Genomic DNA, 13,813 nt, shown 5'->3' on the forward strand with positions numbered 1-13,813 from the left:
CATTATGTACAGCAATTCCCTTGTCGAACTCGACCGCGCCCATCTCGTCCACCCCGTCGCCTCCTACCGCAACCATGAAAAGCTCGATGTGCGTGTGCTCGCTTCGGCAAAAGGGGCGACGGTGACCGATGCTTCGGGCAAGCAGTTGGTCGACGGCTTTGCCGGCCTGTGGTGCGTCAATGCCGGTTACGGTCATGAATCGATCGTCGAGGCGGCGGCGCGGCAGATGCGCGAACTGCCCTATGCCACCACTTATTTCGGTCTCGGTTCGGAACCGGCGATCCGGCTTGCCGCGGCATTGGCCGAACGGGCGCCGGGCGATCTCAATCATGTTTACTTCACCTTGGGCGGATCCGATGCCGTCGACAGCACGATCCGGTTCATCCGCTATTACTGGATCGCCCGCGGCCAGCCGCAGCGCGACCAGTTCATCTCCATTGAGCAAGGCTATCACGGTTCATCGACTGTCGGGGCAGGACTGACGGCGCTTCCTCTGTTCCACGCCGGCTTCGGCATTCCCTTCGACTGGCAGCATAAAATCCCCTCGCACTACGCCTACCGCAACCCGGTAGGTGAGGATTCGCAGGCGATCATCAACGCCTCGCTCGCGGCACTGCGCCGCAAGGTCGAAGAAATCGGCCCCGAACGGGTCGCCGCCTTTTATGCCGAACCCATTCAGGGTTCGGGCGGTGTACTGGTGCCGCCGAAGGGCTGGATGAAGGCGATGCGGGCGCTCTGCGGCGAGCTCGGAATCCTCTTTGTCGCCGACGAAGTAATTACCGCTTTCGGCCGCACCGGCCCGCTCTTTGCATGCGAGGACGACGGGATCGTTCCTGATTTCATCACCACCGCAAAGGGTCTGACCTCGGGCTATGTGCCGATGGGCGCGGTTTTCATGACCGATCATGTCTACCAGGCCATCGCGGATGGCGCCGGAGGCGCAGCCGTCGGCCACGGTTATACCTATTCGGCCCATCCCGTCAGCGCAGCCGTCGGTCTCGAAGTGCTGAACCTTTACGAAACCGGCCTCCTGGAGAACGGCCGGAAAGCCGGGGCACGGCTGATGCAGGGGCTTGAAAGCCTCAAGGACCATCCGCTTGTCGGCGACGTGCGCGGCCGTGGCATGCTGGCCGCCATCGAACTGGTGGTCGACAAGGAAAAAAGACGCCGTTGCCGTCGACCGCTGATCCGGCGCGCCGCGTCTTCGACCGCGCCTGGGAAAACGGCCTGGTCATCCGTGCCTTCGCCAATGGCGTGCTCGGTTATGCGCCGCCGCTCTGCTGCACCGACGCCGATATCGACGCCATCATCGAGCGCACGCACAAAACGCTTGATGACACCCTGGCCGACCCCGATGTACGCGCGGCCCTGAAGGGCTGACCGCGGCCCGCTGCGGTTTCATAGCAACGTTATAACAAGGGCGATACCACGCGCATTCCCACCTTGTTGCCGCCGCGGCCGGGTCGACGATCGAACTAAAGCGGAAACAGGCTCGTCAACGGCATGTGCGATTTGACGATGGGCGATTTCAGGACGACGAAGCTGAAATACTTGTCGATGCCGATCTCCATATCGGAGAGTCGCTCCATGATCGTCTGGTATTCGCCGATCCCGGCCGTCACGAATTTCAAGAGATAGTCATAGCCGCCGGAGACCAGATGGCATTCGATCACCTGGTCGATCTTCTCGACCGTTGTCAAAAACCGGGCGAAATCGATCTGCCGGTGGTTTTTCAGGGTGATCTCCGTGAACACCGTCAGCGTCTGGCCGAGTTTGGCGACGTTGATCTGCGCGGAATAACCCTCGATATAACCTTCAGACTGCAGCTTCTTCACCCGCATCAGACAGGGGCTCGGCGACAGGTTGACGAGCTCGGCGAGCTCGACATTGGTGACGCGGCCATTCTTCTGCAACTCATGCAGAATTTTTATATCGATCCGGTCGAGTTTCATCGCTTCACTCCGCCTGTCGAACCTGCCAGCGCCGCAGCATATTATGCCGCTACACTGCCAACACTACCACATCGAAAGCGCGAGTCGATCGCGTTTCTTGGGCTCCTGGCGGGACGAATAGTATACGTCCTGGCCTGCGACAGCATTTTATGCTGCCCGCCGGCGAGGCGATGGTGCGTGACATCACGCAGCCCTGTTCTAAACATTGGAGGAATGGATCGCGTCGCAAACCGCATCGGTAACCTCTTTGGTCGTGGCAGTACCGCCGACGTCGGGGGTGAGGATACCCGCGCCTGTCACCGCTTCGAAGGCGCGCATGAGACGGGCCGAAGCCTCCTGCTCGCCGAGATGGTCGAGCATCTGCGCGGCGGTCCAGAAGGTTGCGATGGGGTTGGCGATGCCCTTGCCGGCAATGTCGAAGGCCGAACCATGGATCGGTTCGAACATCGAGGGAAACCGGCGCTGCGGGTCGATATTCGCGGTGGGCGCGACTCCGATGCTGCCGGCGAGCGCGCCGGCAAGGTCGGAGAGGATGTCGGCATGCAGGTTGGTCGCGACGATCGTGTCGAGGCTCTGCGGTTTCAGCGTCATCCGCACCGTCATGGCGTCGACCAGCATCTTGTCACAGGTGACATCAGGGAATTCTGCGGCCACCTCGGCGGCGATCTCGTCCCACATGACCATGCCGTGCCGTTGGGCATTCGATTTCGTCACGACCGTCAGCAATTTGCGCGGCCGCGCCTGCGCCAGCTTAAAGGCGTAACGCATGATGCGGGTGACGCCGACGCGGGTGAAGATGGCAACCTCTGTTCCGACTTCCTCTGGCATGCCGCGATGGGCGCGGCCGCCATGGCCGGAATATTCTCCTTCGGAATTCTCACGGACGATCACCCAATCGAGATCGCCGACGCCGCAGTTGCACAGCGGAGGAGTAATGCCCGGAAGGATCTTGGTCGGCCGCACATTGGCATATTGATCAAAGCCCTGGCAGATCGGCAGTCTGAGCCCCCAGAGGGTGATATGATCGGGAACATCCGGCGCGCCGACGGCGCCGAAATAGATCGCGTCGAATTTCTTCAGCCGTTCAAGCCCGTCGGAAGGCATCATTACGCCATGTCTTTTGTAGTAGTCGGAGCCCCAGTCGAAGTGTTCGATGGCAAATCTCACATCGCCGAGACGTTTTTCCAGACTTGCGAGCACCGTTCGCCCGGCGGCAATGACTTCGGGCCCGATCCCGTCCGCAGGAATAGCGGCGATAGAATATTCACGCATTGATTTGCTCCGGCAACCTCTTCCGCGCCAGTCCACCCGATGCGGCCTACGCGTTCTACCTTAAGCCTAGTGCCGAGCTCTCGGTTTACTCAACGATGAAAGAATTATATAAATTATGGATATAATAGGAGGCTGCCTGTGGAGACTGGAGCAGTTGAGGTGCTTCGTTGCCGTTGCCGAGGAGCTTCATTTTGGAAGGGCGGCGCAAAGGATCGGGTTGCTTCCAGGATCGCTCGGGCGCCATGTGCGCCTGCTGGAAGAGTCGGTCGGAAGTCAGTTGCTGAGCCGCACGACCCGGAGCGTCTCGTTGACCGAGGATGGAGTAGCGCTGCTGGAGGAGGTCAGGCCGCTTCTCGCCCGGCTCGATGAACTTGGTCAAAAATTTCGTGCCAGGCATCACCGGCGCAGCCGCATCCTTCGGATTGGCGCGATCGATAGCGCCGCCGCCGGCCTCCTTCCGACACTGATCCACGACTTTCGAGCCATCGCCCCCGATGTCAAAATCCAGCTGATGGAGGGCAAATCCATTCGGCTCGTGCCCAAACTGCTGGCCGGCGGGTTGGATCTGGCTTTTATCAGGCCGCGTCCGGGAATGAGCCGTCATCTTGCGGTCGAGGATCTGTTTTCCGAGACGACCGTCGTCGCAGTCCCGGCCTCTCATGAACTCGCTGACCATAAGAACGTCTCTGTCCTGGATCTGGCGAATGCGCCGCTGATCGTACCGGACAGGCGATCCCGGCCCCACAGCTACGATTTGACGATGAACCTGTTTGCCGCAGCCGGCCTGCACCCTGATATCGCCCAGGTCGCCGATGAAAAGCAAACCATCGTCAGCATGGTCGCCGCCGGCCTCGGCCTCGCCATCGTCCCGCGGTGGACATCCTCTCTCGCCTCTGCCGGCGTTCGCTTTCTGCCGGTGCAGGAGGGAGCAGGGCAGACGACGCCGAAACTGCCGCTAGCTGTCGCCTGGATGAAAGCAGTCCGTGATCCCGAACGAGACGCGCTGCTTGATCTCCTGAGGCGGAATCTCGAAATATATTCGGCAGCGGCCTGAGACGCCGGCTCTCGATCGCCCCGGCTTGAATGCCGCTGAAGGCGCTCGGAGGTCTTGCGTCCCGCATTGCAGCGAAAGGCGGTATCAGGGACAAACTGTGTCAAAGATGCCGAAGAAAGCATGCTCCGATCTCAAATGAGCGGGATTCGTTAGTTCCATAATTCAACTTATGCAAGATTTACAATTTATAATTGAATATATCAGATTTCCCTCCTGACGGACTGCCGATTTATCGTTATAATTTTGATTTAATATCCCAATTTCCAGGATCGTCAGAATCCGGATCGGGCTTCGCCTCAGATATGCAGGGCGCTTCCCAACGCTTTCAGCGCCGCCTCCATGACCGCTTCGCTGCGGGTCGGATGCGCGTGGATCGTGCCGGCGATGTCTTCCAGGCGCGCGCCCATCTCGATCGCCAGCGCAAAAGCCGCCGAGAGCTCGGAGACGCCTGCCCCCACCGCCTGGATGCCGAGAACGAGGTTCGTGTCGGCGCGGGCGACGACGCGCACGAAGCCCTCTTCCGATACCATGGTCATCGCCCGGCCGTTGGCGCTGAACGGAAACTGGCCGGTGCGGATTTCATAGCCTTGCGCTTGCGCTTCGGCCGGCGAGAGACCGGCGCTGACGATCTCGGGATCGGTAAAGCAGATGGCGGGGATGCAGCGCTTGTCCCAGGCGCGCTTCTTGCCGGCGATGATCTCCGCCACCATCTCGCCTTGCGCCATGGCCCGGTGGGCCAGCATCGGTTCGCCGGTCACGTCGCCGATCGCATAGATGCCGCGCATCGAGGTGCGGCAGCGATCATCGATCCTGAGATAGGGACCGGCGCGATCGAGATCGAGCTCCTCGAGACCGGATCCCGCCGTCCGCGGGCGGCGACCGACGGTCACGAGAATGCGGTCGGCCGACAGGCTTTCTCGCCGGCCATCGGAGGTTTCGACAAGCAACGCCTCACCGTTGTCAGCAAGGCCCATCGCCTTCGCGCCTGTCAGCACCCGGATGTCGCTTTCGGTAAGCTTGCGCATGACAGGCCGCACGAGTTCGGCATCGTAGAGCGGCAGCACCTGCGGCGTCGCCTCGACGACCGTCACTTCCGATCTCATCTTGGCGAAGGCCATTCCGAGCTCCAGGCCGATATAACCGCCGCCGACCACGACCAGCTTTTTCGGCAGCTCCGTTAGCGACAGCGCCTCCGTCGAGGAAATGACGCGGCCGCCGAATGGCAGGTTGGAAAGCTCCACCGGGTCGGAGCCGGTGGCGATCACCACGGTCTCGGCGCGGATGATCTGCTGGCCAGTTTCCGTCTCGACCTCCACCGTCTTGCCGTCACGGAAGTGGGCCCGGCCGTGAACGATCTTGACCCGCGCCTTCTGCAAGAGGCCCGAAACCCCGTTCGTCAGCCGGCCGACAATGCCGTCCTTCCAAGCGACCGTCCTGCCAAGATCGATCGAGGCGCCTTCGACACGGATGCCCATCGGGTTCTTGCCGGCAAGCATCCTTTGCGTGGCGGCGAATTCCTCGGCGGCATGGATCAGCGCCTTGGAGGGAATGCAGCCGACCGTCAGGCAGGTGCCTCCCGGCTTTCCGGCTTCGACGATCACCGTATCGACACCGAGCTGCCCGGCGCGGATGGCGCAGACATAACCGCCCGGGCCGGCGCCGATAACGAGGAGCTTGCAGACAATCTCTTTCATGGATCAGCCTTCGATGAAAATGAGCGCCGGGGTTTCGAGGAGCGTACGGACGCGCTGCACGAAGGTCGCCGCGTCCCAGCCGTCGATAATGCGATGATCGAAGCTCGAGGAGAGGTTCATCATCTTGCGCGGCATGAATTGCGTTCCGTCCCAGACCGGACGCGTGGCGATCTTGTTGACGCCGATGATCGCCACTTCGGGATGATTGATAACAGGCGTCGAGACGATGCCGCCGAGAGCGCCCAGAGAGCTGATGGTGATGGTCGAGCCGGAAAGTTCGTCGCGCGTCGCGGTCCCCGTCCGCGCCGCCTCCGCCAGCCGGTTCATTTCGGCGGCGCAATCCCAGATGCCGCGCGCTTCTGCGTGCCGCACCACCGGCACGGTCAGACCCGCGGGCGTCTGGGTGGCGATGCCGATATGCACGGCGCCATGGCGCGTGATGATGCCGGCATCGTCGTCGAAGGTGGCGTTGACCTCGGGCTGCTCGGAAATCGCCTTGACCAGCGCCCGCATCAAGAAGGGCAGGACCGTCAATTTCGGGTGCGCTTCGCGGCGTTCGCTGTTCATGGTGGCGCGCAATTCTTCAAGCGCGGTCATGTCGACTTCCTCCACATAGGTGATGTGGGGAATGCGCGAGGTGGACAGCACCATCTTCTCGGCGATGCGGCGGCGCAGGCCGGTCAGCTTGATCTCCTCGGTCGCCGTCTTTCTGGCGAGACCATTCTTTACCGTTGCGGGCGCTGCTCCCTGAGACAGAAACTGCTCGACATCCTCGCGCAGGATGCGACCGGCAGGCCCCGTGCCCTGCACTTGCCGGAGATCGACCCCGCCTTCCCTGGCGAAGAGCCGGACGGAGGGCGCGGCAAGCGGCTTTTCAACCGGTGCAGCCGCAGGGGCAGGCGCCGCAGGGGCAGGCTTGGCAATCTCGACTTTCGTCGTTTCTGCAACACGCGCCTGCGAGATTTGCACGGGCTGAGCCTCGTCGGCCTCGCCGGCTGTCTCGATCCGCACCAGCGGCGCCTTGACCGCGATACGGTCTCCGATCTCACCAGCGAGCCAGATGACGGTGCCGCTGACGGGTGAGGGAATTTCGACTGTGGCCTTGTCGGTCATGACGGCGGCGATCACCATGTCTTCGCGGACCGGATCTCCTGCCTTCACGTGCCACTCCACAAGTTCGGCCTCGGCGATCCCTTCCCCGACATCCGGCATCTTGATGATGAATTCGCCCATGGCTCAGGCCTCCATGACTTCGGCAAGCGCCCGCCCAACCCGGCCGGGACCGGGGAAATAATCCCACTCCTGCGCATGCGGATAGGGCGTGTCCCAGCCGGCGACGCGCACAACAGGCGCTTCGAGATGATAGAAGCAATGCTCCTGCACCAGCGCCACGACTTCGGCGCCGAAGCCCGACGTCAGGGTCGCCTCATGCACGACGACGCAGCGCCCGGTCTTGGTGACCGATTTGACGATCGTATCGAGATCGAGCGGCAGCAGGCTTCTAAGATCGATCACCTCGGCGTCGATGCCGGCATCTTCGGCGGCGGCAAGTGCCACATGCACCATCGTGCCGTAGGCGACTACAGTCACCGCCGATCCCACGCGCCGCACTTCGGCTTTGCCGATCGGGATGGTGTAGTGGCCGTCGGGCACCTCCCCGAGCTCATGCTTCGACCAAGGCGTCACCGGCCGCTCGTGATGGCCGTCGAAGGGGCCGTTATAGAGCCGCTTCGGCTCCAGGAACATGACGGGATCCGGATCCTCAATCGCGGCGATCAGCAGGCCTTTAGCGTCATAGGGGTTCGACGGCACGATCACTTTCAGCCCGCAGACATGGGTGAAGAGCGCTTCCGGGCTCTGGCTGTGCGTCTGGCCGCCGAAGATGCCACCGCCTGTCGGCATACGCACGACGATCGGGCAGGTGAAATCGCCGTTGGAGCGGTAGCGGATGCGCGCGGCTTCCTGCGTCAGCTGGTCATAGGCGGGATACATGTAATCGGCGAACTGGATTTCGACACAGGGCTTCAGCCCATAGGCCGCCATGCCGATCGCCGTGCCGACGATGCCGGATTCGCTGATCGGCGTGTCGAAGCAGCGCGTCCGGCCGTATTTTGCCTGCAGGCCCTGCGTGGAACGGAAAACGCCGCCGAAATAGCCGACATCCTCGCCGAAAACCACGACATTGTCGTCCTTGGCCATCGAGACGTCCATGGCGCTGCGCACCGCCTCGATCATCGTCATCCTGGTCATGTCAGTACCCCGCCTTCTGCCGCTGACGGCGGATATGCGGCGGCATCTCGGCATAGACGCCCTCGAAAATATCGCGCACCGAAGGCCTGCCGCCGGCATGCAGCGTACCATGAGCCTCCGCTTGGCGCTGCGCCTCGATCACCTCGTCCATAATTTCGGCTTCTGCCTGCACATGCCGCTCTTCCGACCATGCGCCCTTGACGATCAGATGTTTCTTCAGTCGCAGCACCGGATCGCCGAGCGGCCAGGCCTCCGATTCCGTCTTCGGCCGATAGGCGCTCGGATCGTCGGAGGTCGAATGCGCGCCGACACGGTAGGTCACATATTCGATCAGCGTCGGGCCGAGATTGCCCCGCGCCCGCTCGGCCGCCCAGCGGGCGACGGCGTGGACGGCGAGATAGTCGTTTCCGTCGACCCTGAGCGCCGGAATGCCGAAGCCGAGGCCGCGGGCGGCAAAAGTCCCCGAACCGCCGCGGGCGATGCCCTGGAAGGTGGAGATCGCCCACTGATTGTTGACGATGTTGAGGATGACGGGCGCCTTGTAGGTCGAGGCGAAGACGAGCGCCGAGTGGAAATCCGATTCCGCCGTCGATCCGTCACCGATCCAGGCGGCGGCAATGCGGCTGTCGTTCTTGATCGCCGAGGCCATCGCCCAGCCGACAGCCTGGACATATTGGGTGGCGAGATTGCCCGAGATGGTGAAGAAGCCGTGCTCCTTGGAAGAATACATGATCGGCAGCTGCCGGCCGCGCAGCGGATCACTCTCGTTCGAGTAGATCTGGTTCATCATCTCGACCATCGGATAATCATCGGCGATCAGCAGACCTGCCTGGCGATAGGTCGGGAAGTTCATATCTCCCTTGTTGAGCGCTTTGCGGAAGGCACAGCTGACGGCCTCTTCACCGAGATGCTGCATATAGAAAGATGTCTTGCCCTGGCGCTGCGCCATCAGCATGCGGGCGTCGAAGGCGCGCAGCTTCATCATGTTGCGTAGCCCGGTCAGCAATTCCTCGTCGGAGAGCGACCCCGCCCAGGGACCGACCGCCTCGCCGTCGCGGTTCAGCACGCGGATTATCGAATAGGCGAGGTCGCGGATTTCTTCCGAGGCGACATCCACCTCCGGCCGCGGCACGGAGCCGGCCTTGGCGATCTTGACGTTGGAAAAATCGGGCTGGCCGCCCGGACGGACAGCGGGTTCGGGGACGTGCAGGCTCAAACGACCGGAATCCACCATGCTTTTTCTTTCCTCCCTTTGCCGGCCACGCCCCTCTCCCGGGGGGCAAGGCCGGTATGGTTCTTATAGATTGCGGGCGATTACCATGCGCTGCACGTCGCTCGTTCCCTCATAGATCTGGCAGATGCGCACATCACGGTAGATGCGCTCGACCGGATAATCGGCCATGTAGCCGTAGCCTCCATGGATCTGGATTGCGTCGGAGCAGACGCGCTCGGCCATCTCCGAGGCAAAGAGTTTCGCCATCGAGGCTTCCGACAGGCAGGGCATTTCGGCCTCCCTCAACGCGGCCGCGTGAAAGACCAGCTGGCGCGCCGCCTCGATGCGGACCGCCATATCGGCAAGGCGGAAGGCGACGGCCTGGTGCTCGAAAATCGGCTTGCCGAAGGCCGTGCGTTCCCTAGCGTAATCGCGCGCCGCCTCGAAGGCCGCCCGCGCCATGCCGACCGCCTGCGCTGCAATGCCGATCCGCCCGCCCTCGAGATTGGCGAGCGCGATGCGATAGCCCTCGCCTTCCGCCCCGAGCCTCAATTCTGCAGGAATGCGCATGGCGTTGAAGGCGATCTGACAGGTATCGGTGGAATGTAGACCGAGCTTTTCCTCGACGCGGATCACCTCGTAGCCCGGCGTCTCCGTCGGCACGACGAAGGCGGTGATGCCCTTCTTGCCGGCATCGGGATCGGTGACGGCAAAGACGATGATGACATTGCCGTTTTTTCCCGAGGTAATGAACTGCTTGGCACCGTCGAGCACATAATGATCGCCGTCACGCCGCGCCCGGGTCTTCAGGTTGGAGGCGTCGGAACCGGCCTGCGGCTCGGTCAGCGCAAAACCGCCGATCCATTCGCCGCTTGCCAGTTTCGGCAGGAAGCGCTGCCGCTGCTCCTCGGTGCCGAATTTCAGGATCGGCACGCAGCCGACGGAGCTGTGCACGCTCATGATCGTCGAACAAGGTCCATCGCCGGCGGCAATCTCCTCGAGTGCCGCGGCATAGGCAACGACGCCCGTATCCGAGCCGCCATAGGCCTCCGGCACCAGCATGCCGAGCAGGCCGAGTTCGCCCATCTCCTTCAGTTCCTCGCGCGGGAACAGATGCTCCCGGTCGCGTTTAGCGGCTCCCGGCGCCAGCCGATCGCGGGCAAAATCACGGGCGAGATCTGTGATCTGCTGTTGGAGGTCGGAAAGGATCATCTGCTCGCCCCCCGCTAGTGCCGCTCGATGGCGACAGCCGTCGCCTCGCCGCCGCCGATGCAGAGCGCGGCCATGCCGCGCGTTAGTCCGTATCGCTGCAGCGCCGAAAGCAGTGTCACCAAAATCCGAGCCCCCGATGCGCCGATCGGATGGCCGAGCGCGCAGGCGCCGCCATGCACGTTGACCTTTTCATGCGGCAGGTCGAGATCGCGCATCGCCGCCATGGCGACGACGGCGAAAGCCTCGTTGATTTCGAAGAGATCGACGTCGGAAAGCGCCAGGCCGGTCCGGTCGGAGAGCTTCTGCAGCGCGCCGATCGGCGCGGTGGCGAAAAGATTGGGTGCCTGCGAATGCGTGGCGTGGCCGAGGATCGTGGCGAGCGGCGTCAGGCCGCGCCGCGCCGCCTCGGAGCGGCGCATCAGTACCAGGGCTGCCGCGCCATCGGAGATCGAGCTGGAATTCGCCGCGGTCACCGTGCCGCCGTCGCGGAAAGCCGGTTTCAGCGACGGGATCTTGTCGAGCCTGGCCTTTCCCGGCTGTTCGTCGCGGTTCGCCACCTGCTCTGATTTGCCCGATTTCACCGTGACCGGCACGATCTCGCTTTCGAAACACCCGTCCGCGATCGCCTTCTGCGCCCGCGTCAGAGAGGCGATGGCGTAGCTGTCCTGCGCGTCGCGCGTGAACTGATAGGCCTCGGCGCAATCCTCCGCGAAGCTGCCCATCAAGCGCCCCTTGTCATAAGCATCCTCCAGCCCGTCGAGGAACATGTGATCCACGACACGCCCATGGCCGAGCCTGTAGCCGCCACGGGCCTTGTCAAGAAGATAGGGCGCATTCGTCATGCTTTCCATGCCGCCTGCAATCGCCACTGAGGCGCTGCCAGCGGCAATCAGGTCATGCGCCATCATCACCGCCTTCATGCCTGAGCCGCACATCTTGTTGACGGTGCTCGCCGCAGTCGCGAAGGGCAGACCGGCATGGATCGCCGCCTGGCGCGCCGGCGCCTGCCCCTGCCCGGCCGGCAGGACACAACCGAAGACGACCTCCTCGATCGCCTCGGCCGCGATGCGGCTCCGCTGCAGCGCCGCGCGGATCGCCGTTGCTCCGAGTTCCGGCGCAGTCGCCTCCTTCAGCTCTCCCTGAAAGCTGCCGATCGGGGTGCGCGCCGCACCGACGATGACGATGGGATCCTGCAAAACCATCTTTCCTCCTTGGGGCGAAGCGTTCACCGCGCGCCCATCCGCAATGCGCCATCGAGGCGGATGACCTCGCCGTTCAGCATGTTGTTTTCCAAGATATGGCGTACCAGCCCGGCAAATTCCGCCGGCCGACCGAGCCGCGGTGGAAAGGGCACGCTCTTACCGAGCGCCGCCTGAACCTCGGCCGGCATATCAGCCATCATCGGCGTCTCGAAAATGCCGGGTGCGATCGACACGACGCGAATGCCGTGACGAGCAAGCTCGCGGGAGATCGGCAAGGTCATGGCCGCCACCCCGCCCTTGGAGGCGGCGTAAGCTGCCTGGCCGATCTGGCCGTCGAAGGCGGCAACCGAGGCCGTATTGACGATGACGCCACGTTCGCCTTCCGGATCCGGCTCGGTAGTCTGGATTGCTGCGGCGGCAAGCCGGATCATGTTGAATGTGCCGATGAGATTGATGCTCACCGTGCGGGCAAAACTCTCCAGCCGGTGAGGCCCGTCGCGGCCGATCACCTTTTCGGCCGGTGCGACGCCTGCGCAATTCACCAATCCGCGCAAGTTGCCGAAGGATTCGACGGCAGCGGCAACCGCCGCCGCCCCTTCCTCGCCACCGGTCACATCGGCCCTGACGAAACGGGCATCACTTCCACATTCCCGGACGATTTCCTGTCCGGCTTCCGAGTTGAGATCGGCGATCGTCACCCGCCCGCCCGCCTCCACAAGCATCCGCGCCGTCGCCGCGCCGAGGCCGGAGCCGCCGCCGGTCACGATGAAACTTGAACCTCGGATCAGCATGGACCTGTTCCTCCTGCCGGCCACGCCTCCTCCAGGCTCAGCCGAATGACAGGATTCTCATTCCGTCGACCTATTGCAAGCGATGACAGAACTGCTCCATTATTTCGGACAGTTTTGCCATAGAGGGCGCGATGGCCGAAATCGAGCGACGCATGATTGCACCGGCCTTTGTCGAGGAGGCCCTTGACAGCCTTCGGCGGCTGGACAAGCCGACAGAGCCTATTCTTGCGCGTGTGGGACTGCCGCCGCTGGTCGATCAACCGGTGTCGGCCGAGACCTATGGCGCGCTCTGGCTGGCAATCGCCGCCGAGCTCGACGACGAATTCTTCGGCATGGGTGGCCGACCGATGCGCGGCGGCAGCTTCACGCTGCTCTGCCACTCTGTGCTGCATGCGCCAACGCTAGGCCACGCCCTGCGCCGAGCGCTGCGTTTCCTCGATGTCGTGCTCGACGATCCCAGGGGACGGCTCGTCATCCGCGACGGCCTGGCCGAGGTCGAGCTCACGGATGCCGGCGGCCCGCGTTCAGCCTTCGCCTATCGCACCTATTGGATCATCCTGCACGGCATCACCTGCTGGCTGGTCGGCCGGCGCATTCCGATCCGGCTCGTCGATTTCCGCTGCGCGGAGCCCAAACAAGGCGCCGACTATCGGCTCTTCTTCGGCGCGCCAGTGCGTTTCTCGCAAACCATCAGCCGGCTCGGCTTCGACAGCGCCTTGCTCGACCTGCCGGTGGCGCGCAGCGAACAGGCGCTCAAACAGTTCCTGCGCGGCGCGCCCGCCAATATTCTGGTGCGCTATCGCTATGATGCCGGTATCGCCGCCGCCGTCCGCCGCCGCCTGAATCTGGCCACGCCGGCTGCCTGGTCGCGCTTTACCGAGCTTGCCGCCGATATGCGAATGCCGCCCTCCACGCTACGCCACCGTCTGCACGACGAGGGACAAAGCTATGCCGCCATCAAGGACGACATCCGCCGGGATCTCGCCGTCGAACTGCTGCTGAACACTTCGATGTCCATCGGTGAGATTGCCGTGCAGCTCGGCTATTCCGAGCCGAGCGCCTTCTTCCGAGCCTTTCGGAAATGGATGGGCAAGAGCCCCGAGGTCTTTCGCCGGGAGGAAGCTCTCTCGCAATTGGATGGGCCATTGCAATCAAGGACACTTTGAACCTTCC

General features: G+C 63.1%; 11 protein-coding genes and 1 pseudogene. 3 read left to right on the top strand and 9 right to left on the bottom strand.

Features of this window, described 5'->3' with window-relative positions:
• The first annotated feature begins 4 nt into the window (after positions 1 to 4).
• Positions 5 to 1,380: pseudogene (locus MF410_RS34860) on the top strand (aspartate aminotransferase family protein).
• Between the two features lie 95 nt (positions 1,381 to 1,475).
• On the opposite strand, the gene MF410_RS34865 reads toward MF410_RS34860, so the two are convergent.
• On the bottom strand, positions 1,476 to 1,952 hold the full coding sequence (locus tag MF410_RS34865; protein WP_003577877.1) for an Lrp/AsnC family transcriptional regulator: 477 nt from the start codon (positions 1,950 to 1,952) through the stop codon (positions 1,476 to 1,478).
• A gap of 198 nt (positions 1,953 to 2,150) precedes the next feature.
• The gene (locus tag MF410_RS34870; RefSeq protein WP_131711260.1) at positions 2,151 to 3,224 is read right to left on the bottom strand and encodes a tartrate dehydrogenase; all 1,074 of its coding nucleotides are present in this window, start codon (positions 3,222 to 3,224) and stop codon (positions 2,151 to 2,153) included.
• Positions 3,225 to 3,339: 115 nt separating this feature from the next.
• On the opposite strand from MF410_RS34870, the gene MF410_RS34875 reads away from it, so the two are divergent.
• Positions 3,340 to 4,278 carry a LysR family transcriptional regulator gene (locus MF410_RS34875; protein WP_239621436.1) on the top strand — a complete coding sequence of 313 codons (939 nt, stop codon included), beginning with the start codon at positions 3,340 to 3,342 and terminating at the stop codon, positions 4,276 to 4,278.
• A gap of 296 nt (positions 4,279 to 4,574) precedes the next feature.
• On the opposite strand, the gene lpdA is transcribed toward MF410_RS34875, so the two are convergent.
• The 7 genes from lpdA to MF410_RS34910 all read right to left on the bottom strand — a co-directional run bounded on the left by lpdA (position 4,575) and on the right by MF410_RS34910 (position 12,640).
• Positions 4,575 to 5,972: a dihydrolipoyl dehydrogenase gene (gene lpdA / locus MF410_RS34880; protein ID WP_222148870.1), complete on the bottom strand. Its 1,398-nt coding sequence runs from the start codon at positions 5,970 to 5,972 to the stop codon at positions 4,575 to 4,577.
• A gap of 3 nt (positions 5,973 to 5,975) precedes the next feature.
• Positions 5,976 to 7,205, bottom strand: a complete 1,230-nt coding sequence (locus MF410_RS34885; protein WP_239621437.1) for a dihydrolipoamide acetyltransferase family protein — start codon at positions 7,203 to 7,205, stop codon at positions 5,976 to 5,978.
• Positions 7,206 to 7,208: 3 nt separating this feature from the next.
• Positions 7,209 to 8,222, bottom strand: a complete 1,014-nt coding sequence (locus MF410_RS34890; RefSeq protein WP_131711263.1) for an alpha-ketoacid dehydrogenase subunit beta — start codon at positions 8,220 to 8,222, stop codon at positions 7,209 to 7,211.
• 1 nt (position 8,223) lies between these two features.
• The gene (locus tag MF410_RS34895; RefSeq protein ID WP_183780221.1) at positions 8,224 to 9,456 is read right to left on the bottom strand and encodes a 3-methyl-2-oxobutanoate dehydrogenase (2-methylpropanoyl-transferring) subunit alpha; all 1,233 of its coding nucleotides are present in this window, start codon (positions 9,454 to 9,456) and stop codon (positions 8,224 to 8,226) included.
• Between the two features lie 63 nt (positions 9,457 to 9,519).
• Positions 9,520 to 10,647 (bottom strand): acyl-CoA dehydrogenase family protein, encoded by a 1,128-nt coding sequence (locus MF410_RS34900; RefSeq protein ID WP_097626263.1) that lies wholly within the window; start codon positions 10,645 to 10,647, stop codon positions 9,520 to 9,522.
• Between the two features lie 14 nt (positions 10,648 to 10,661).
• Positions 10,662 to 11,849, bottom strand: a complete 1,188-nt coding sequence (locus MF410_RS34905; protein WP_222134927.1) for an acetyl-CoA C-acyltransferase — start codon at positions 11,847 to 11,849, stop codon at positions 10,662 to 10,664.
• Between the two features lie 23 nt (positions 11,850 to 11,872).
• On the bottom strand, positions 11,873 to 12,640 hold the full coding sequence (locus MF410_RS34910; RefSeq protein ID WP_222134926.1) for a 3-hydroxyacyl-CoA dehydrogenase: 768 nt from the start codon (positions 12,638 to 12,640) through the stop codon (positions 11,873 to 11,875).
• A 131-nt stretch (positions 12,641 to 12,771) separates the two neighbouring features.
• Between MF410_RS34910 and MF410_RS34915 the strand changes: the two genes are divergently transcribed.
• Positions 12,772 to 13,806 (top strand): AraC family transcriptional regulator, encoded by a 1,035-nt coding sequence (locus MF410_RS34915; protein ID WP_097626265.1) that lies wholly within the window; start codon positions 12,772 to 12,774, stop codon positions 13,804 to 13,806.
• Positions 13,807 to 13,813 lie beyond the last annotated feature (7 nt).

The organism is Rhizobium sp. C104, assembly GCF_022354505.1.
GTDB classification, from domain to species: Bacteria; Pseudomonadota; Alphaproteobacteria; order Rhizobiales; family Rhizobiaceae; genus Rhizobium; species Rhizobium redzepovicii.